This is a genomic window from Ralstonia sp. R-29 (assembly GCF_049913345.1).
Taxonomy (GTDB): Bacteria; Pseudomonadota; Gammaproteobacteria; order Burkholderiales; family Burkholderiaceae; genus Ralstonia.
In genome coordinates, this window is the sequence record NZ_CP184378.1 from 1,683,895 (window position 1) to 1,702,912 (window position 19,018).

General features: G+C 61.2%; 15 protein-coding genes. 9 read left to right on the forward strand and 6 right to left on the reverse strand.

Features of this window, described 5'->3' with window-relative positions; genetic code table 11:
- The first annotated feature begins 271 nt into the window (after positions 1-271).
- The 7 genes from ACN9M1_RS24785 to ACN9M1_RS24815 all read left to right on the forward strand — a co-directional run bounded on the left by ACN9M1_RS24785 (position 272) and on the right by ACN9M1_RS24815 (position 9,992).
- Positions 272-922, forward strand: coding sequence for a hypothetical protein (locus tag ACN9M1_RS24785; RefSeq protein WP_426399508.1), 651 nt, complete (start codon positions 272-274; stop codon positions 920-922).
- Positions 923-1,162: 240 nt separating this feature from the next.
- A complete protein-coding gene (locus tag ACN9M1_RS24790; protein ID WP_426399509.1) occupies positions 1,163-1,732 on the forward strand; it encodes a hypothetical protein in 570 nt (189 codons plus the stop codon).
- A gap of 883 nt (positions 1,733-2,615) precedes the next feature.
- Positions 2,616-4,142: an IS21 family transposase gene (gene istA, locus ACN9M1_RS24795; RefSeq protein WP_012760797.1), complete on the forward strand. Its 1,527-nt coding sequence runs from the start codon at positions 2,616-2,618 to the stop codon at positions 4,140-4,142.
- On the forward strand, positions 4,132-4,917 hold the full coding sequence (gene istB / locus ACN9M1_RS24800; RefSeq protein WP_426394882.1) for an IS21-like element helper ATPase IstB: 786 nt from the start codon (positions 4,132-4,134) through the stop codon (positions 4,915-4,917). Before istA ends, istB begins: the two co-directional genes overlap by 11 nt.
- 282 nt (positions 4,918-5,199) lie before the next feature.
- A complete protein-coding gene (locus tag ACN9M1_RS24805; RefSeq protein ID WP_426399510.1) occupies positions 5,200-6,531 on the forward strand; it encodes a Mu transposase C-terminal domain-containing protein in 1,332 nt (443 codons plus the stop codon).
- Positions 6,531-8,129, forward strand: coding sequence for an ATP-binding protein (locus tag ACN9M1_RS24810; protein ID WP_426399511.1), 1,599 nt, complete (start codon positions 6,531-6,533; stop codon positions 8,127-8,129). Before ACN9M1_RS24805 ends, ACN9M1_RS24810 begins: the two co-directional genes overlap by 1 nt.
- Positions 8,130-8,207: 78 nt before the next feature.
- Positions 8,208-9,992 carry a TnsD family Tn7-like transposition protein gene (locus tag ACN9M1_RS24815; RefSeq protein ID WP_426400731.1) on the forward strand — a complete coding sequence of 595 codons (1,785 nt, stop codon included), beginning with the start codon at positions 8,208-8,210 and terminating at the stop codon, positions 9,990-9,992.
- A 635-nt stretch (positions 9,993-10,627) separates the two neighbouring features.
- On the opposite strand, the gene ACN9M1_RS24820 is transcribed toward ACN9M1_RS24815, so the two are convergent.
- The 6 genes from ACN9M1_RS24820 to ACN9M1_RS24845 form a co-directional block, all read right to left on the reverse strand.
- Positions 10,628-11,479 (reverse strand): VOC family protein, encoded by an 852-nt coding sequence (locus ACN9M1_RS24820; RefSeq protein WP_426399512.1) that lies wholly within the window; start codon positions 11,477-11,479, stop codon positions 10,628-10,630.
- Between the two features lie 46 nt (positions 11,480-11,525).
- Positions 11,526-12,278 carry an ABC transporter ATP-binding protein gene (locus ACN9M1_RS24825; protein ID WP_426399513.1) on the reverse strand — a complete coding sequence of 251 codons (753 nt, stop codon included), beginning with the start codon at positions 12,276-12,278 and terminating at the stop codon, positions 11,526-11,528.
- A gap of 2 nt (positions 12,279-12,280) precedes the next feature.
- A complete protein-coding gene (locus ACN9M1_RS24830) occupies positions 12,281-13,153 on the reverse strand; it encodes an ABC transporter ATP-binding protein (RefSeq protein ID WP_426399514.1) in 873 nt (290 codons plus the stop codon).
- The gene (locus ACN9M1_RS24835) at positions 13,137-13,703 is read right to left on the reverse strand and encodes an OsmC family protein (protein WP_426399515.1); all 567 of its coding nucleotides are present in this window, start codon (positions 13,701-13,703) and stop codon (positions 13,137-13,139) included. Before ACN9M1_RS24835 ends, ACN9M1_RS24830 begins: the two co-directional genes overlap by 17 nt.
- A 70-nt stretch (positions 13,704-13,773) precedes the next feature.
- On the reverse strand, positions 13,774-15,612 hold the full coding sequence (locus ACN9M1_RS24840; RefSeq protein WP_426399516.1) for an ABC transporter permease: 1,839 nt from the start codon (positions 15,610-15,612) through the stop codon (positions 13,774-13,776).
- Between the two features lie 19 nt (positions 15,613-15,631).
- The gene (locus ACN9M1_RS24845) at positions 15,632-16,810 is read right to left on the reverse strand and encodes an ABC transporter substrate-binding protein (protein ID WP_426399517.1); all 1,179 of its coding nucleotides are present in this window, start codon (positions 16,808-16,810) and stop codon (positions 15,632-15,634) included.
- Between the two features lie 311 nt (positions 16,811-17,121).
- On the opposite strand from ACN9M1_RS24845, the gene ACN9M1_RS24850 reads away from it, so the two are divergent.
- Together ACN9M1_RS24850 and ACN9M1_RS24855 are read left to right on the forward strand one after the other, a co-directional pair.
- The gene (locus ACN9M1_RS24850; protein WP_426399518.1) at positions 17,122-18,120 is read left to right on the forward strand and encodes a fatty acid desaturase; all 999 of its coding nucleotides are present in this window, start codon (positions 17,122-17,124) and stop codon (positions 18,118-18,120) included.
- Positions 18,121-18,142: 22 nt separating this feature from the next.
- Entirely contained in the window at positions 18,143-18,934 is a 792-nt protein-coding gene (locus ACN9M1_RS24855; RefSeq protein ID WP_426399519.1) for a phosphate/phosphite/phosphonate ABC transporter substrate-binding protein, read from the forward strand.
- Positions 18,935-19,018: the final 84 nt, after the last annotated feature.

Sequence of the window (19,018 nt, forward strand, 5' to 3'; positions counted from 1 at the left end):
CTAGGCAGAATGCCAGCAGAGAGCGTGTTGCCAGAAACCGATGGCCCAACGAGACACCCTTTGAAGGGTGTCGCTATAGCAAGCGGACGGTTCCTTCTTCTGGTCTTGCGCAGACATTACTCAATTTATCGAGTTTGCCGCCTGCTTCGACAAAACCTTGCCATTGATTTCAACTCAGGGCATATCGCGCCTTATGGGAAATCCCAATCCCTTCTCGAGGAGGGTAAATATTCAGACTGCGACGCCGATATAAAAGGTCAAAACTCATACTATGAACAACGAAAAAATGTCGAAACTCATCCTCATCGCATCAACCGTGGGCAGTCTTGTCGCTCTGGCAGGCTGCAGCAGCAAGCAGGACGCAAATAAAAGCAATTTTCAGTCGGCCATCCAAGACTATCTGAACACGAGGAAGGGTGTGTGTGTAATGGTGCCCGCTAAGGAGCTGCCATTTTCCATCTCAAGGGCCGGCGGCTTCTTTCTTAAGAGTCAATCGGACCAAGCCGACGCTCTTGTGAGTGCCGGTCTGCTGTCCGCCAAGGACACCCAGGTGAAGGCCGTCATCGGCAATCAGATGGTGCCAGGTGTGGAGTACTCGCTGACTGATGAGGGCAAGAAGTACCTTGTCAAGGGCGGAGCTGGGAATGTCGGCAACTGGGATGCGTTCTGCGGTGGTAAGTACAAGGTCAAAGAGGTCGAGAACTTTACACAGCCTGCGGACATGTTTGGCACCAAGGTTTCACAGGCCAACTACCTCTACGAAGTAAATGATGCTCCGAACTGGGCAAAGATGCCGGCTATCCAGGCTGCGTATCCGTCAGTCAAGCGCGACCTGACGGGCATCCCCGGGGACAAGGCAGTTCTCGTTGCCACCAGCGAGGGTTGGATGCATGAGCGTCTGTTCAAGAGCAAGGGCGGTTGAGGCGTCACGACCTTAACGCCTTCCGATGAGTGGGTTGCTCACGTGGCACCCATTCATTAGGTTTTTGCGTTTCCTTCATCACCCCCCTAAATGAACTGGAAAGATATCCCATCAAAAATCGGCAGATTGGTGCACATGGACGCGAAATCCAGGGAGCTTTTTAACCCTGAAAAGGTAACCACTTGGGTATCAAAAGAGGCATCTCAAAAAACTGGGTGAAGCGAGAAGGACTGGATACTGTTGGCTGGCGCGCCCGTTGGCAGTGAAGTCAATGTCGATATGTGGGGGAAAGCAATCAATATTGTCGTTGTAAACGACAAATTCATAGCCAATCCCCTGTCGATTTCGATTCTCTTCGATAGAGATTCAAATCGCCCGCTGGAACTTCTGCCGCATAAGCTGGAGGTTGTTACAAATCTCCAAGGGCAAGGGCTGGCAAGTAGGATGGTCGCGCTTACTGCACACACTGCCGCGCGTCTCGGATTTTCTAAAATAATTGGAAATGCGCTTCTAATTGAAGATTCAGAGCATTCAACCAAACACAACGGTGCCTATACGTTTGCAAGACTTGGTTTCGACTGCCCCCTTTCCGATGAAATCATTGGAAATTTGCCAACTGAATTGGCAAATTGCAGGCTCCTGACTGAGCTGGTTAGCAGCTCTCGCGGTGTGGAATTTTGGCGCCACAATGCACACAGTATTCCTGTGCAATTTGACCTATTGCCGAATAGTCGAAGCTGGGTTGTGTTGAAAAGCTACCTTGCTGAAAAAAATATTCGGATAATTAATGACAAACAAAAAAGACTTTGAGGACGTCGACGCTGCAGTGAATGCGCTTAGAAAAAGCCAAGAAGAATCCGCGCAGAGGATTAAGGAGTTGCTGGAAGAATACCCAGATTTTTTCTCCCCAGCGAGCGCTCGTGAGAGGCTGCGGTTGGCAAAAGAGGCTCGTAAGGCAGAGATGGCAAATGACTCAAGGCCAAACAGCGGACACAATCGTGGCCTGTTGCATGCGATAGCTTGTTTCCTTTTGCCCGCATACAAGCGTTAAGCCGCACCGGCCGGTCTGAACCTTGCCGACAAACTCAAAGCTGTACCGTGCACTGCGCGGGTAAAGCACCTATATGGCAGAAGTTGCATTCCAAAGCAACTAGCGGTCCATCGGTGGCCTCCAGGGGGGCAGGTATGTAACAAATCAACTCCCGAACTGTATGCCCTTCTTCAGAAGGGTATACACGAGTCCACCCGTATTAATAGGCTGTCGAATCAACCTTGTGTGGCGAAAGGCGTGACCATCGGCGAATATTCTCGTTCCGTGCGGCACCCACGTGAAGACATCCATCCCGAGCGATGTCTAGAATTCTCGCGATAGGCCACTGACAGAATTTCGACGAGGGGAGCACCTCGAATAGGGCGAGACTATGAAAGGAGATTTCGGTTTTTCGTTATCCCTAAGGGGTTTTCGCTTGGTCGCAACATTCTTATGTGGTGCCCTTGCCGGATGCGCTGCTACTCCTTGGCCTATACCACCCGATAACGTCGCTACGCCGTTCTCCTCTCAGGTAGACAAGAAGAAAGGGCAGTCTGAGTGTTGATTTGCACCGAATCCTGACCCACCCGAGGTAGGTTTTTGCATCGAATGTTGACCCACGTATAGAACACTGTCCCGCTCGGCAACGAGCGGGAGATCGGAGTGATCGACGTGGCCATACTGAGCATCATTCGACGCTGGCATCTTCGCGACCAGATCCCGCTGCGCGAGATCGCCAGACGCCTGGGCATCTCCAGGAACACGGTCAGGCGCTATCTGCGCGCTGACACCACGGCACCGGCCTATCCTGCACGGCAGAGTCCGAGCAAGCTCGACGGCCATGCCGCCAAGCTCTCCGCTTGGCTCAAGACCGAGGCCAACAAGCCACGCAAGCAACGGCGCACACTCAAGCAGATCCACACTGATCTGTGTGCCTTGGGCTTCACCGGCTCCTACGATCGCGTTGCCGCATTCGCTCGCCGCTGGCGCCAGGAGCAACAGGAGCAAGCCCGCACGTCGGGGCGAGGCACCTTTATCCCACTGCGCTTCGCAGAGGGTGAGGCCTTCCAGTTCGACTGGAGCGAGGACTGGGCGGTCATCGCCGGCGAGCGCACCAAGCTGCAAGTGGCTCAGTTCAAGCTCAGCCACAGCCGCGCATTCTTCCTGCGCGCGTATCTGCTGCAGACCCACGAGATGCTGTTCGATGCCCATCACCACGCCTTTGTGGCCTGGGGCGGTATCCCGCGTCGCGGCATCTACGACAACATGAAGACCGCCGTGGATCGCGTGCGCCTGGGCAAGTTGCGTGACGTCAACTTGCGCTTCAGCACCATGGTCAGCCACTACCTGTTCGACGCCGAGTTCTGTAACCCGGCCTCGGGCTGGGAGAAGGGGCAGATAGAGAAGAACGTGCAGGACAGCCGTCACCGCATCTGGCAACGCATCCCTGCATTCGGCTCTCTGGCGGCACTTAATGACTGGCTGGCCGACCAGTGCGTACGGCTGTGGCAGCAGACCCGCCATCCTGAGCTGGACATGACCCTCTGGGAGGCCTGGTCGCTGGAGCGGCCACACCTGATGCCCGTGGGGCAGCCGTTCGATGGCTTTGTGGAGCACACCAAGCGCGTCTCACCAACCTGCCTGGTGACCTTCGAGCGCAACCGCTACAGCGTACCGGCGTCGTTTGCCAACCGGCCCATCAGTCTGCGCGTCTATGCCAATCGGCTCGTGTTCGTGGCCGAAGGCCAGGTGATTGCCGAGCACGTGCGGCACATCGACCGTAGCCATCTTCCGGGGCGCACAATCTATGACTGGCACCACTACCTCGCGGTGCTGCAGCGTAAGCCCGGTGCGCTGCGTAACGGCGCACCGTTCGCCGAACTGCCAGAGGGCTTCCGACGCCTGCAATCCACACTGCTCAAACGCCCTGGTGGCGATCGCGAGATGGTCGAGATCCTGGCGCTGGTGCTGTTGCACGACGAACAGGCCGTACTCACTGCGGTGGAGCTCGCACTGGAGGCGGGTGCCCCGTCCAAGCAAACCATCCTGAACATCCTCAGCCGCCTCCTGGAAGGCGAGCCCGTGGCACCGATCACCTCACCACAGGCACTGGCGCTGCACGTCGAACCGCAGGCCAACGTCGGCCGCTACGACAGCTTGCGAGATCGGGAGGTGCATCATGCAGCATGAAGTCATGTTGGAGATGCTCAAGTCGTTGAAGCTGCACGGCATGGCACAAGCGCTGGGCGACCTGGCGGCGCAGGACTCGCCGGCCTACCAGTCGGCCGTGGCCATCCTGTCGCGTCTGCTCAAGGCCGAGCTCACCGAGCGCGAGGTGCGCTCGCTGGCCTATCAGATGAAGGTGGCGCGCTTCCCAGCCTACCGAGACCTGACCGGCTTCGACTTCAGTTGCAGCGGGGCCAACGAAGCACTGGTGCGGCAGCTTCACCGCTGCGAGTTCCTCGAGTCGGCGCACAACATCGTGCTGGTCGGCGGCCCAGGTACGGGCAAGACCCATCTCGGCACCGCCATCGGCGTGCAGGCCGTGGAGCACCATCACCGTCGAGTGCGCTTCTTCTCGACCGTGGAGCTCGTCAACGCGTTGGAACTGGAGAAGGTCTCAGGCAAGCCGGGACACCTGGCCACGCGACTCATGTATGCCGACCTGGTGATCCTCGATGAGCTGGGCTATCTGCCGTTCAGCCAGACCGGCGGCGCATTGCTGTTCCACCTGATCAGCAAGCTCTACGAGCGCACCAGCCTCGTCATCACCACCAACCTGAGCTTCGGCGAATGGTCCAGCGTCTTCGGGGACGCCAAGATGACCACCGCGCTATTGGATCGCCTCACGCACCACTGCCACATTGTTGAAACCGGCAACGATAGCTATCGTTTCAAGCACAGCACCACCCAGCCCAAGAAGGAGAAACGCACCGCCAAACAACCCGCACAAAGCGACACCTAACAGCCTTTGGGGTGGGTCAGTTTTCGATGCAAATCCTGGGTCAGGATTCGGTGCAAATCAACACCCGTAGCCGTTGAGATTGACCGCAAAGCTCAGCCGACGATACGGCAGTTGAGATACCTCATATACACAGAGCGCCCGTATTCAGTACGGAGGCGAGCCAAGCTTGGCGAAAAAGGGTTCACTCTCACTGGCCGTGCATTCAATGGTCGGGCGGACCAACACGTTTCTGGGCCCGGCGACTCGTTCGTTATCGACGCAACCATAGCGGATATCTATCTGGTGTCGCAGTTCGACCGAACGCTCATCGTGGGACGTCCCACCATCTACTTCGCGGTAGATGTCTACAGTCGCCTTATCGTGGGCATCTATGTGGGCTTTGAACATCCGTCATGGATGGCTGCGATGGCACTGCTCATCAATGTCGTGACGCCGAAAGTCGCGTTCTGCGCTCAGTATGGTGTTCCAATAACTGAAGATATGTGGCCGAGCCACCATCTCTCCGCGCGAATTCTTGGTGACAAAGGGGAAATGATGGCCACGCAAGCAGGGCCCCTCGTCGCCGAGAATCTCGGCGTCAAAGTCGAAAATGCTCCATCCGGGCGTCCGGATTTCAAAACAGTTGTGGAACGTCGCTTCGGCATTGTGCCCAGCAAGTTCAAGGCTTTTGCACCCGGCTACGTTGAGAAGGATTTCAATCAACGTGGAGCTCGAGACTATCGCCTGGATGCGGCCCTGACCATCCACGAGTTCACCGAAATGGTCATATGGTCGGTGCTTCAGTGCAACGCCGCACCAATCAGCGACTTTCCCACGCCCCCGGACGCAGTGGCGGATGGGTTCGCGCCAACGCCTCTGGACCTGTGGACACACGGCATTTCGACCCGCTCTGGAACACTGCGCTCGTTCTCCATCGACGAGGTAAGGCGCAATGTGTTGCCTCGCGCGACTGCAACGGTCACCCACAAGGGCATATCGTTTCACGGCGTCTTTTATGAATGTCCAACAGCGGTGCGCAACGACTGGTTTGTCAAAGCGCGAGTTGCCACGTGGCGCGTGAAGATTGCGTATGACCCTCGCGACCTTGGGCTGATTTGGCTTTGCGACGATGGGAGATTCGAAGAGTGTTCCACCCGTGGAACGAACTCGAAAGAATTCAACTTTGTCGGCGTAACACTGGCCGAACGCGTCGACCTTCAGGAACGAAATGGCCACAACGTAGAGTTGGCTGAGGACAAGCACACCAATCTTCGAGTGTTGGCCAACGCGAAGATGGAACACATCGTCGAAAAGGCGGCAGCGGCTACCAGCCAAGCCAAAAAGGACGCCGGCATGTCCAAGCTATCGACCAAGAACATTGGCGCTGCGAATACCGCTGAGCGCGAAGCAAGCCGCTTGGGCGAGGCAGGCGTCGGTTCTGACCTTAGCGTTGGACCAAAAGGCACGAGTAGCACTCAGGCGTCGCAAGTAAATGCCACTGCTTCATCGCCCGCCGACACCGACGCGACGTGCCAGCAAGATGACATCTCGGACCCCGAAAGCAACTTGCAGACGATGAGCACCGACAAGGACCGGACTCTGGCCATACTCCGCAGAATTAAGGGGAAACAGTGATGGCCACAACACGGAAAAAACAAGAACCGGCAACGCGCCTCTTCGACAACCCTGAGCTTCTTTGGGTCGATGCAATTTATACGGAGCGTGACGAGGACCTTGGTGATAACAACCCGCTCATCCGCGCGCTGCCATCGCTCGTCACAACCGAAACCGTTCTCGAGGAATTTCGCAACGCGCCAACGTTCGATGCCGCTGAGCGGGCCCTCTCAGCAAACGCCAGAATTTATCGTGTCGGTTCGTTGAATCTCTACATCGAACCGCTGACGGTTCACCCAGAACTGATTGAGTCCATGTTCCGGGTGATTACTCAAGGCTACGCGTGGCGAAATCCGCTGGTCAATATTCCGAAGCTCGTCCGGAAGCACTACGAGATGAGTATGACTACAGGAAGGCTGGTGCCAATTGTGCCGCCGGCACCCGCGCATGCCGCGAGCATCGCGCTCTTCGGGGTATCCGGTGTAGGAAAGACCACGTCTATCAACCGTATTTTGTCGTTCCTTCCTCCCGTTATTCGCCATAAACGACTTCGCGGCAGCAACTTGCAGGTCGTCTGGGTCAAGTGCGACTGCCCACCAGACGGCAGTGTCAATCAACTGTTCCACTGGCTCCTGCTGGAGTATGACCGCCTTCTTGGAACCCGCTATGCAAAGGAAGTTGGACGCGATGCCCGTCTTGACCAACTGATTAACAAGGTAGCTGCTGTCGCCAAGTACCACAGCACGGGCATCATCGTTATTGACGAAGTTCAGTTCGCAGTTAATGCAGCGAAGCGTCGTGGCGACGCCCTTATGGACTTCTTCGTGACGTTCTCCAACGTCGTCGGCGTCCCCATGATGTTGGCCGGGACGCCGAAAGCCCTGTCCTTGTTTGAGACTTCATTCCGACTGGTCAGGCGAACTGGCGACCACGGCGCAATCATCCACACGAACTTGGCCTTCGATGCCGAGTGGCAGCTGTTTCTGGAGGCACTGTTCGAATTCCAGTGGATTCGAGAACCAGCGGCTCTCACACCGCAACTGAGCAAGGCCATCTACGATGTCACGCAGGGAATCCATTCTCTGGTCGTTCGTTTGTTTCAGCTTGCGCAGATTACCGCCATTCGTAACGAGACGGAAAAGATAACTGCAGCGTCTATCCGCCAGTTGGCGAAGGACAGGTTCGGCCCCGTTCAGCCAATGTTGAGCGCGCTTCGTAGCAAACGGCGTAATCGCATCGAGCTCTACGACGACCTGCTGGTGGCCACACTGGTTGGCTTGGAAGATAGCGTGAAGCAAGACACGCGAACCGCCCAGCTCAAGCAGGCCACGGAGCGTCGACAAGCCAACGCTTCGCAGCTCGCGGTAGTTTCTTCATTAGTCTCATCAGGCATGGAGCAAGCACAGGCATTGAAGGCCGTTACAGGAGCACTTCAGGAAGAACCATCGCTCTCCGGAGTACGCCTTTTGGCAGCAGCGCTCAGCCATATGGATGGTGAGCCTTGGGTTCCACCGGAGGCAAGTGCGCTTGAGGAGCAAAGCTTGAATGACATCATCCACGGTACTGAAAACGTCGACGAAGCGCTGGCGGCGCTCCAGCGTGCCGGCGTTATGGCCTAGATTGGAGCGAGAACCATGCCTATTGCTCTTCCCCTACCGTATGAGGATGAACTCCTCTATAGCGTTATCGCTCGCTACATGGAGTTGCTGGCAGTCGATAAGCCCACAAACGTAATCCGTGCTCTCTTTGGCAGACTTGTATCTCCGTCTGCGGACTTGATATGCGGTCTGGGTGAACTGGTCAGACAGACCTATGACTCGTGGGAGTTGTCGAGCGAAGAGATTGCTGACCGCCATACGCCACTGCCCTACTACGTGAGCTATGCGACCGACCGCGCGCGCATTGCGACGTACGGGGCCATTAAGGGCAATGGTGAGACTAAAGCGGCGACGATTCTCGGGCATGCTGCAAGTCACGTTGTTGCCCCGGCGAAGTTTAGATTTTGCGCACAGTGTGCGAGGGAAGACATCACCCACTATGGGGAAGCGTATTGGCGAAGGTCTTTCCAGCTACCAGGAGTCATTGTTTGTCCCAAACATCAGCTATCACTTCGTGAGTCCAGTGTTCCGACGAGGCCTCGTTCTACGAGGGAGTGGTATGCCGGAAACACTCTTATCACAGCCTCGCTTGAGGATGACTCAACACAAAATCCGCTGTGGAATGGCAATCCGCACGTTCTCGAGGTTGCGCGCCGCTCCATTCACTTGCTCGTGAGTGGTAGCGCGGAGTCTTTTCCTGCCATGCACGAGCATTATTTCGCCCTCGCGCAGGAGGCCGGACTCACGCGACCGAGCGGCATCGTTGACCCCGACGCGCTTAGTCGAGGAATGAAAGAGATGTATGGTGAGGACTTCTTAAACGCCACAGGACTTTCCGTTTCCGCTGCACAGAGATTGACGTGGCCCAGAGAAATGATGGTCCGAGCTCGCGCGTCTTTCCAGCCGCTTCAGCACCTACTCTTGAGCCATTTTTTGGAGTGGTATTCCACCTCGGTGAAAGGAAAGGGACAGACGCTAACGGCTCGACAGAATTTTATTTGTCCCAACCCTTATGCGAATCACGGCACTGGGCACGTCATTGAACGGGTGAAGGTTGAGCAAACAGTGGAGGGGCGTGTCGGAAGAGGGCATTGCAGGTGTGGGCTGAAGTTCTCGTTCCAGCAATGCCGTGTGGGCACTGCCGAGCCGGAGATTGCCAGGGTCCACGAATTCGGGAATGACTGGCGCGAGGCGACTCGGACAATGCGACGAAATGGTATGTCCTTCTCGGCAATTTCGAGGGAAATGGGAGTGTCTGTGAGCACTCTAAAGTCCATGGTGAGGAGGAAGTATGCTTCCGACGCGACGGCTACTAAAGCTGACGTGGATATATGGAGGCGCGACTGGGAACTGCTGCTCGAGCGTGTTGCACCCCTTGGCCATGAGGCAGCGCAAAAGCTAAACCGTGGCCTTTACCTCCGGTTGAACCGATACGACAAGGCTTGGCTTCGAGAGTCGGGTAGACGCCATTGGCTGAAACGCAGCGGTGGACCGAGGCGAGAACGAGCGGATTGGGGTGGGCGAGACAAGGTGTGGAGCGAAGCGTTGCGGGCCGCTGCGGCCAAGCTATATGCGTCTGTACCAAGGTCCAAACGAGTGAGTAGGGCTGCCATTATTTCTGAGGCAGACGTTCACCAATTTGGCCAACCAGCACTAAACCGTTTACCTCTATGTCAAGCCGTGCTGTCAGAGCTGGAAGAGTCAATGGAGCAATTTCAGATTCGACGGCTCGAATGGGGGGCTCAACGCCTTTTTGACAGTGCGGAGGTGCTTACCGCAGCAAAGCTCTTGAAACTGGCCTGCATCCGGAAAAATTTGGTGACGCCATTGATTCTGTCGACCATCGCTCGGCTTACGGAGGAGTTCGGCGCGCGGTTCCTGTAGGGATTGCAATAGAACCGAAGCCGCTAACTGCTATGAGCAGTTGGTGAGCCTAATGCCGCCGGCCAGAACGTCATCGTGGTCGGTGGCAGGATGGTCATCTACCTCTCTGGCTATTCGTCGGTCGCTCACAGCTACTGCCATTACCGGAAAGAATGCCGTAGCAGACTCTGTGACCTCCAGAAAACCGCCCAAGCTATTTTGATTTGGTGCTTACATGAGCTTCTATCGGCGTGAGCATCACGCCTGTATCGACGATTTGCAGGATAAAGGGGCTGCCCCACGGGCACCACTCGGTGCATAGAGTCGGGCTGAATCCCCACACTTGGATAGGTTAGCAACCGTCTGCAGGAAATTGTCACCGACGAACGTTGAAACCCTGGCGCGGGGAGAGCCAACGTCCATCGGCCGTTAAGGACGAAAAAAAGTCTGGCCAACAAGGCGCCACGCGGTTGGCCAGACTTTGTGTCTCCCGTTTGTCTCTAGATGACACCGCTTGGTACAGACTTTTTTTCTTACCGGTCTGAAGGGGGGGCAAATAAATCAACGGCTTAGACGCGATTTTGGTACAGACTTTTTTGTCTATCGTCAGCTTGACGGTGCTGAACGGCGTACAGAAAAGGCCGTTCCCACCACGTTCAGGCGAGTGTCGTTTCCGCCAGTGCGCCGCGTGGTGCGTGCTGCGTGTCTGCGGATGGTTGTAGCGAAATCCGTGCGCCGTGCGTCTGTGCGACTGGCAGCGACGCTGTTGTCCCGAGTGGGCTCGACAGCGTCAACCCCAGGACGCCTTCACCGCGCGTCTCCAGCTGGTGTTCCAGATCCACTGCGACAGGCAGCGGACTCTCTGGCAACGGGCTGACCAGTACCACGGCCGCATCGCCCAACGGCACCACAGCTGAGGCGATGCCCACGCCGGCCAACCTTACCGGTGCCGACGCCTGTACCGATCCGAGCAGCGCGCGATATCGCGCCAGACTGGTCTCGATATCTCGAACCGCCACCGTGACGGAAGCGATGCCCTGTACGCCATTGGCATGTTCGCGCACCTCGCCTTCACGCACGCGCAGGTGGCGCGGGGTGACGTCGCCACACAGGAAGGGCAGATCGGGGGTGGCAGGGCGCCCGAGTTCCCAGACCAGCTGTGCGCCATCGGGGCGCAGACGACCGCCGGGCAACGGCCCTTCATAGTCGAGACCACGCGCGCGCGCAGCATCGACCACGGCGCCCACGTTGTGCGGCAGCAGGGCAAAGTCGACATAGCCTTCGCCATGCTGCTCGCCGAGCGACCACCAGCGGCGCTCGGGCGCGGGCTGCAGGAAGGCGATCAGCTCCAGGTAGCTGCCGTCGGCAAAGCCAACCAGCGCGTTGTGCGTGACGCCATCGGCATGCGTGCCACCGCGCTGCACGGTAAAGCCAAGCGCCGTGTAGTCGGCGATGACGCGCTCCAGGTCATTTACGCGGATGGCGATGTGGTCCAGGGTCAGGCTCATGGCGGTTCCGGTTGGAGGGGATGCGGATGGTGTCAGGCGTATGACGTCAGGCGGCTTCACCGCCGAGGTAGGCGCTGCGGATGCGTGCATCGTGCAGCAGTTCGCGCGCCGGCCCCGACAGCACGATACGCCCGTTCTGCAGGACGTAGCCGTGGTGGGCGATGCGCAGGGCGAGGCTGGCGTTCTGTTCCACCATGAAGACCGACACGCCGGTGGCGTTGACTTGTGCGATGAGGTCCAGCACATGATCGACATAGCGCGGCGACAGGCCCATGGTCGGCTCATCCATGCAGATCAGGCGCGGGCGGCCCATCAGCGCACGGGCCATCGCCACCATCTGTTGTTCGCCGCCCGACAGCGTGCCGGCCAGCGCATGCAGGCGTTCCTTCACGCGCGGGAAGAGCGTGAGCATGCGTTCGTAGTCTTCTGCGATGGCGGGGCGCTCACGGCGTGGGTTTCGCGTGAAGGCGCCCATCAGCAGGTTCTCGCGCACCGTCATGGCACCAAACAGCCGGCGGGCTTCGGGCACCGACGCCACGCCCAGGCGGATGATCTGCGGCGTCGAGAGCTTGAGCGTCGACACCCCGTCGATCTGCACGTCGCCGGAGGTCGGCTTGTGCAGGCCGAGGATCAGTTTCATCGATGTGGATTTGCCGCTGGCATTGCCGCCCAGCAGGCTGACGATCTGGCCAGTCCGCACCTCCAGGTTGACGTCGAAATGCACCTGTGCCGGGCCATAGTGTGTGTGGATGCCGGCAAACCGCAGCAGCGGCGGCGCAGTGGCGATGGATGTCGTCATGGTCATGCGGCCAGGGCGGTAGGCCCAGCGGTCAATGTGCCCAGCGTCCCCGATGCCCCCAACGCCCCCACGCTGCGGTGGCCGAGATAGGCTTCGATGACGGCGGGGTCGTTGCGCACGGCATCGGGCCGGCCTTCGGCGATCTTGCGGCCGTTGTCCATGGCGATCACGCGGTCGGAGAGTTGCATCACGAGTTCGAGCTTGTGCTCGATCAACAGGATGGTCTGGCCCTGTGCCTTGAGCGCGGCGATGATCTGCTGCATCTCGGCGGTTTCGCTTTCGTTCATGCCGGCGGTGGGCTCGTCGAGCAGCAGCAGGCGCGGGCGCGCGGCAAGCGCGCGGGCAATCTCCACGCGACGGCGGTTGGCGTATGACAGCGTGTACGTCGGTTGATGCAGACGCGGCAGCAGGCGCTCGCCAAAGAGGGCGAGGATGTCGAGTGCTTGTTGATGCAGTGCGGCTTCCTCATCGCGCACGCGTGCTGGCCGCCACAGCGCCAGCACCAGTTCGGCCAGCGGACCGATTACCGGCCACGGTGGCCGCACCGCGCGCAGTTGCGTGTGCGCACCGATCAGCACGTTGTCGAGCACGCTCAGGTTGCCGAACACGCGGCCGTGCTGAAACGTGCGGGCCACGCCTGCGGCGGCAAGCTGCTCGGCACGCCAGCCGGTGGTGCCGACGCCATCCACTCGCACCGTGCCCGCATCGGGCGTGTCGACGCCGGTGATGAGGTTGAACAGCGTGGTCTTGCCCGCGCCATTCGGGCCGATCAGGCTGACGACCTCGCCGTCGGCCACGTCCAGGTCGATGCTGTCGACCGCTGTCAGCCCGCCGAAGCGGCGTGTGACGCCGCGCAGTTCAAGCCGGGACGGCATGGTCTGCCTGCGGGTCGGTGGCGCCCGTGCGCGTGTGCTGCAGCGTGGCGCGGATGGCTTGCGGATGCTTGAGCAGGTTCAGGATCGGGCAGGTACGCTCGACCGCCTCGAACAGCGCGTCGAGCTGCTCGCGCGATGCGGGCGAGGCGATGTGCACCGTGTAGCCGATGTCGTGCGGATACACCGGGATGTGCTCGTACCCAGGGTGACCGGCGCGGGCGTCGATCTGGCCCGTGACTTCCACCTCCAGCGAATCGATCGGCACCGCATGCTGCGCGGCCTGGATCAGGAAGATATGCGTTACGCACGAGCCCAGCACGCCGAGTTGCTGCTCCGGAGAACTGGCCCCCAGGTTGTAGCCGGCAAAATCGGGCGGGCTGTCGCTGAGGATCTGGTGCTCTCGGATGCGTACGCGGCGCACGCCGCTGCGGCCTTCGGCGCTGACGCTGGCGGCCAAGCGCACCGGTTCGAAGGCGCCGGACGCAATGCGTGCTTCGCGTGCCAGTACGGCCGCGCGTTTTTCGATCAGGTAATCGTTGAGCGTGCTCATGGGGTTCTGGGTTCTCGTGGGAGTGATGCGCAGTGGTGCCGAGTGGTGCGGAGTGGTGCGACAAGGCGGGTCAGACCGTCCCCAGCAAGCCTTGAGGGCGGAAGCGGACCAGCAGCAGAAGCGTGAGGCCGACGATCAAGATGCGGTACTCGGCCGTGACGCGAAACAGTTCAGGCAGGCCGACGAGCGCCACCGCGCCGATCACCGCCCCCGCCACGCTGCCCAGGCCGCCGAGGATCACCATGGTCAGTGCCAGGATGGAGATCGGCGAGCCGAAGGTCTCGTGGTTGATGTAGCTGTAGAGATGCGCGGTCAGGGCACCGGCAACGCCCGCCAGGAAGCCCCCCACCCCAAAGGCCAGCGCCTTGTAGCGCGCGGGCGAGACGCCGTAGGCGCGCGCCGCGACGTCGTCTTCGCGGATCGCGCGCAGGGTGCGGCCGAGGTGCGTGCCCAGGAGGCGCCGCTGCAGCAGCCCCAGTGCCACCACGGCAGCCAGGCCCACCCAGTAGAACGCTGCGGCGGAATCGAGCGCGAAGTTGCCGGCGGCCAACGGCGGAATACCCGCCACGCCGATCGGACCGCGCGTGACGCTTTCCCAGTTGAGGATGACCAGCGCGATGATCTCGCCGATGCCCAGGGTGGCGATCGACACGTAGTGCCCCCGCAGCCGGAACGCCGGCAGCACCAGCAGCGTGCCGAGCGCGGCGGTCACCACGCCGGCCAGCAGCACGGCCAGCAGCACAGGCACGTGGGCATCAATGGCCAGCAGCGCCGAGGCATAGGCCCCGATGGCCAGCAAGCCCGCATGCCCAAGCGAGATCTGCCCGGCCGTGCCCGCCACCAGCGTGAGCGACAACGCCAGCAGCGCGTACAGCCATGCGTTGGTCAGCACCTGCACGACATACGACGACACGCCGGTGAGCGGCACCACGGCCAGCACGGCAATCGCCACGGGCCACACCCAACGCGGCACCTTGAGCGGCCGGCTCGGTGCGATGAAGGTGCCGGTCAACGGTTCGGGCGGCAGCGCGGGCTTGCGCGCGAACAGTCCATTCGGTCGCCACACCAGCACGCCCACCAGCAGCAGGAAAGCGAACAGGTTGCGATATGGCGTGCCGAACAGGGCCACGCCGTAGCTCTCGGTTAGCCCGAGCAGCAGACTGCCGGCAATCGCGCCGGGCACATTGCCCACACCGCCGATCACCACCGCCACCACGCCCTTGAGCGTGGCCTGAAAGCTCATCGCGGGGCTGATGTTGTTGTAGTACATGCCGACCAGCAGCCCGCTCAGCCCACCCAGCGCGGAGGCGATGGCGAACACTGCCTGGTTGACCGCGTGCGTGCTCACACCCATCTGGCGAGCGGCGTCACGGTCCTGCGCGGTGGCGCGCACGGCCCAACCCAGCCGCGTGTAGCGCAGAAATACAAACAGGACCGCCGCACTGGCCAGCCCGAGCGCCGCGATCAGCACGTCCAGCGCACCGATGCTGCCGCCGCCGAGCGTGAGGCGCCAGTCGGGCAGGGGGCTCGGCAGCGCGCGTGGGTCGGGCCCGGCCAGCAACTGGACGGCCTGATCGATCACGTAGCTCAAGCCGATGGTCGCCAGCAGCGGTGCAATGCGTGGTGCATTGGCCAGCGGGCGCAGCCCAACACGCTCGATGCCCATGCCCAGCAGCGCCGAGCCGACGATCACCAGGGCGATCGTCACCCACAGCGGCGCGTGCAGGTGCGTGATGGCAAACCAGCCGATGAACGCACCGACCGTATAGACCGAGCCATGCGCAAAGTTGATCAGGTGCGAGACGCCGAAGATCAGCGCCAGCCCCACCGCCAGCAACGCGTAGATATTGCCGACGACGAGCCCGTTGACCGTGTAGTCGAGCCACGCCCCATGCAGCAGCGATTCCATCTTCAAGCCATCCGCAGGGTTATTGCTTGGCGACCGTGGTCTTGCGATCGAGCAGCGTCCACTTGCCGTCCTTGACCACCACGTTGACGCTGCGCACGCCCAGCACGCGGCGCGTGGCGGGGTCGAACGTGGCGCGGCCGAACACCACGCTGGGCACGTCGCGCAGCTTGGACAGGGCATCGCGGATGGCACGGCGGTCCGTGCCGCCCGCCTTCAGCGCTTCGGCGGCCAGGATGACGGCGTCGTAGGCAAAGGCGTTGAAGGCGTCGGGGTCGCGCTGGTACTTGGTGCGGAACTGCTTGACGAAGGTCTGCACCTCGGTGCGCGGCTCGTCCGGGAAGAACGTCGTGTTGGTGGCCACGCCGTTGACGGCCGTTGCGCCCAGCTCCAGGAACTTGGGCGAATACACCGAGCTGGCCGCCACGATCGGCAACTGGATGCCCGTGGCCCGCAACTGCCCGGCGATGAGCGCGCCGTCTGCGTAGTACGAGATCAGCACGATGCCGTCGGGTTTGGCGTCGCGCACGCGCACGAGCGTGGAGCGGAAATCCTTCTCGTCGGGCTGGTAGCCTTCGGTGGCCACCACCTGCGCGCCGCGCTGTTTGGCGGCCGTCACGAACACATCCTTGCTGGTGCGGCCCCAGTCGGTGTTCAGGTAGAGCACGGCCACGCGCTTGAAGCCTTCGGTCTTGACGGCCAGATCGGCCAGCAGCGGTTGCGCATCGGCCTGACTGACCGACGGGCTCCAGATGAAATCGCCACCCTTGGTGAAGTCGGGGTGCGAGTTGGTGAAGCCGAGTTGCACGAGCCCTGCGCGCTGGTAGATCGGCGAGGCCGCCATCGACGCTGGGCTGGAGAAGTCGCCCAGTTCGATGAGGATGCGGCGGTCTGCCACGAACTTCTGCGCAATGGCGACGGCTTGGCGCGGGTCGCTCTGACTGTCTTCGAACACATACTGCAGCGGTCGCCCGTGGATGCCGCCGGCAGCGTTGATCTGCTCCAGCGCCAGGTCGAAGCCGGCCTTCCATTGCGCGCCGTACTGCGCGTTCTGGCCGGTCAGCGGGCCGGACACGCCAAAGTACAGTGGCTCGCCCGAGGCCGGCGCCGCTGCGGCCGCCGTGGTTTGTCCGGCAGCGGCGGTTGCCGCTACCCACATTGCGCGAACCACCCAGCGTCGCCATCCAAGCCGCACAGACATCGTTTGCTCCATCGCTCATTGAACTCGAGAAGCAATCACTATGGGCTGACGGTGAACGCGTGCCAACGAAGGATTGGGAGCATGCATATTCGCGCACTCTTGCTATTGCGGGAGGGGCCGGGCGATAACGCGCATCGGTCGGCAGATGCGCACTTTGCATCACGGCAAGGAACGGGCTGATCAAGGACCGCCCCGAACGTCATGTGCGCTGGCGATGGCGTGCCACATATCGTTATCGGCAATCCTTCGTTCCGGTCGTGTGGGGTCGGCCCGTATGCTGTGCTTTCGTCCCATAACGCAAGCCCGCACGCATGGCCATTTATCTTGACGACCGACAGCGCACGGAGCTGGCGCAGGCCGCCCGTCACTGGCTGTGGCGCACGGAACTGCCGACGTGGTTGCTGATCGCCACGGTCTATGCGACGTGGTTTGGCGTGGCCACGCATGCGCGGCAACTTGGTTTGCCGCTGGCGTGTGTGCTGCTGACGCTATGCACCACGTGGTACCTGTCGTTGCAGCACGAGCTGCTGCATGGTCACCCGACGCGCCTGCCGTGGCTCAATGCCTTGCTCGGCGCCGCACCGCTGGGCATCTGGCTGCCCTATGGCCTGTACCGGCGCCTGCATCTGCAGCACCACGAGGCGGAACTGACGCACCCTGACACCGATCCGGAGAGCTACTTCCTCTACGCCGTGGATTGGCACGCGGCCAGCCCGGCGATGCGCAAGCTGTATGTCGCGCGCAATACGCTGGCGGGGCGGATGTTGCTGCAGCCCGCGTTCTCGATCCTCACCATTGCGGCGGATGCTTTCGCAAAACTGCGCGCGGGCGACTGGCGCGACGCGCCAATGTGGACGGCCCACCTGCTTGCAGTCGCGGTGCTGCTCGTCTGGCTGCAGACAGCCTGCGGCATGCCCGCCTGGCTCATGCTGCTGGGCGTGGCTTATCCGGCGCTGTCACTGGCGGCGATCCGTTCTTTCCAGGAGCATCGCGTGGCGGACTCCCACGCAACCCGCTGTGTGATCAACGACGCTGGCCTGATGTGGCGGCTGCTGTTTCTCAACAACAACTACCACCTGGTGCATCACGATCTGCCTTCCGTACCGTGGTTTGCATTGGCGTGGGTCTACCGGCGCCGCGCCGACGACTACCTCGTGCGCAACGGCGGCTTCCATGTCCGCGGGTATCGGGAATGGCTGATCCGCTATGCGCTGCGCGCGGCGGCACCGGTGGCCCATCCGCTGTTCCATGGTCCTTCCGATCGGCACGTGGTCGCGCCGCACGCCTATGGCGAATATGGCGAAGCGTGAGCGCTGGGCAGCAGCCCTCCCGATGTACAACGTCTCTGCGTCGTTGCGGGACGATTGGGCCACGCTGATCGAGCGGACAGCCCAAGTGCTGGGCCGTGGCCCGTCTCCCGTGATGCTGGACACCGTGGACCCTGGCGAGAGCCCCGACGCGCTGCACGCATTCTGGCGGCGCGACGACGTGTTGCTGTCGCAAACCTGCGGCTACCCGTTGATTCGCGGGTTGGCATCGCGGGTACGGTTGATCGGCACGCCCCGGTTTGCGGCACCCGGCTGCCACCGTGAGGCCTACAGCAGTGCGATCGTGGTCCGCGCGAAAGATGGCCCCGACACCCTGGCCGCATGCCGGGGCGCGCGGGTGGCCTGCAACAGCCCCGACTCGCACAGCGGTATGAACGCGTTGCGCCACGCCGTCGCGCCGCTGGTGCGCGGCACACGGTTCTTCGGTGCCGTCGTGCACACGGGCTCGCACCTCCGGTCGCTGGCGGCGGTTGCCGACGACGAGGCCGACGTAGCCGCCATCGATTGCGTGACGCTGGCCTTTGCCGCCGAGCACCGGCCCGAACTGGTTGCGGGGCTACGGCAGATCGGCTCGACACGGCATGTGGCCGGCCTGCCATTCATCGCCTCACGCCGGGCAGACGACGCGCTGGTGGCGCGCGTGAGGAGGGCGATGTGCGAAGCCTTGCACGATGACGCCGGCCTGCGCGCCAGACTGCGCCTGGAAGACATCGTGCCGACCACGATGGCGCACTACCGGCCCATTGCCGTGATGGCACGCGAGGCGCGCATGCGCGGGTATGGCGAACTGGGCTGACATTCCCGGAAGCATCGAGAGCAATAGGCGGACCGTGTGCCCAGGTCCTGCGGGCAGAACATTGCCCTACGCAGCACTCGCTTA

Excerpts from the sequence above, each read along its gene's own strand:
- ACN9M1_RS24785 (WP_426399508.1), top strand. The coding sequence starts at position 272 with ATGAACAACGAAAAAATGTCGAAACTCATCCTCATCGCATCAACCGTG.
- istB (WP_426394882.1), top strand. The coding sequence starts at position 4,132 with ATGCAGCATGAAGTCATGTTGGAGATGCTCAAGTCGTTGAAGCTGCAC.
- ACN9M1_RS24810 (WP_426399511.1), top strand. The coding sequence starts at position 6,531 with ATGGCCACAACACGGAAAAAACAAGAACCGGCAACGCGCCTCTTCGAC.
- ACN9M1_RS24815 (WP_426400731.1), top strand. The coding sequence starts at position 8,208 with ATGGAGTTGCTGGCAGTCGATAAGCCCACAAACGTAATCCGTGCTCTC.
- ACN9M1_RS24820 (WP_426399512.1), bottom strand. The coding sequence starts at position 11,479 with ATGAGCCTGACCCTGGACCACATCGCCATCCGCGTAAATGACCTGGAG.
- ACN9M1_RS24825 (WP_426399513.1), bottom strand. The coding sequence starts at position 12,278 with ATGACGACATCCATCGCCACTGCGCCGCCGCTGCTGCGGTTTGCCGGC.
- ACN9M1_RS24830 (WP_426399514.1), bottom strand. The coding sequence starts at position 13,153 with ATGCCGTCCCGGCTTGAACTGCGCGGCGTCACACGCCGCTTCGGCGGG.
- ACN9M1_RS24835 (WP_426399515.1), bottom strand. The coding sequence starts at position 13,703 with ATGAGCACGCTCAACGATTACCTGATCGAAAAACGCGCGGCCGTACTG.
- ACN9M1_RS24840 (WP_426399516.1), bottom strand. The coding sequence starts at position 15,612 with ATGGAATCGCTGCTGCATGGGGCGTGGCTCGACTACACGGTCAACGGG.
- ACN9M1_RS24845 (WP_426399517.1), bottom strand. The coding sequence starts at position 16,810 with ATGTCTGTGCGGCTTGGATGGCGACGCTGGGTGGTTCGCGCAATGTGG.
- ACN9M1_RS24850 (WP_426399518.1), top strand. The coding sequence starts at position 17,122 with ATGGCCATTTATCTTGACGACCGACAGCGCACGGAGCTGGCGCAGGCC.
- ACN9M1_RS24855 (WP_426399519.1), top strand. The coding sequence starts at position 18,143 with ATGTACAACGTCTCTGCGTCGTTGCGGGACGATTGGGCCACGCTGATC.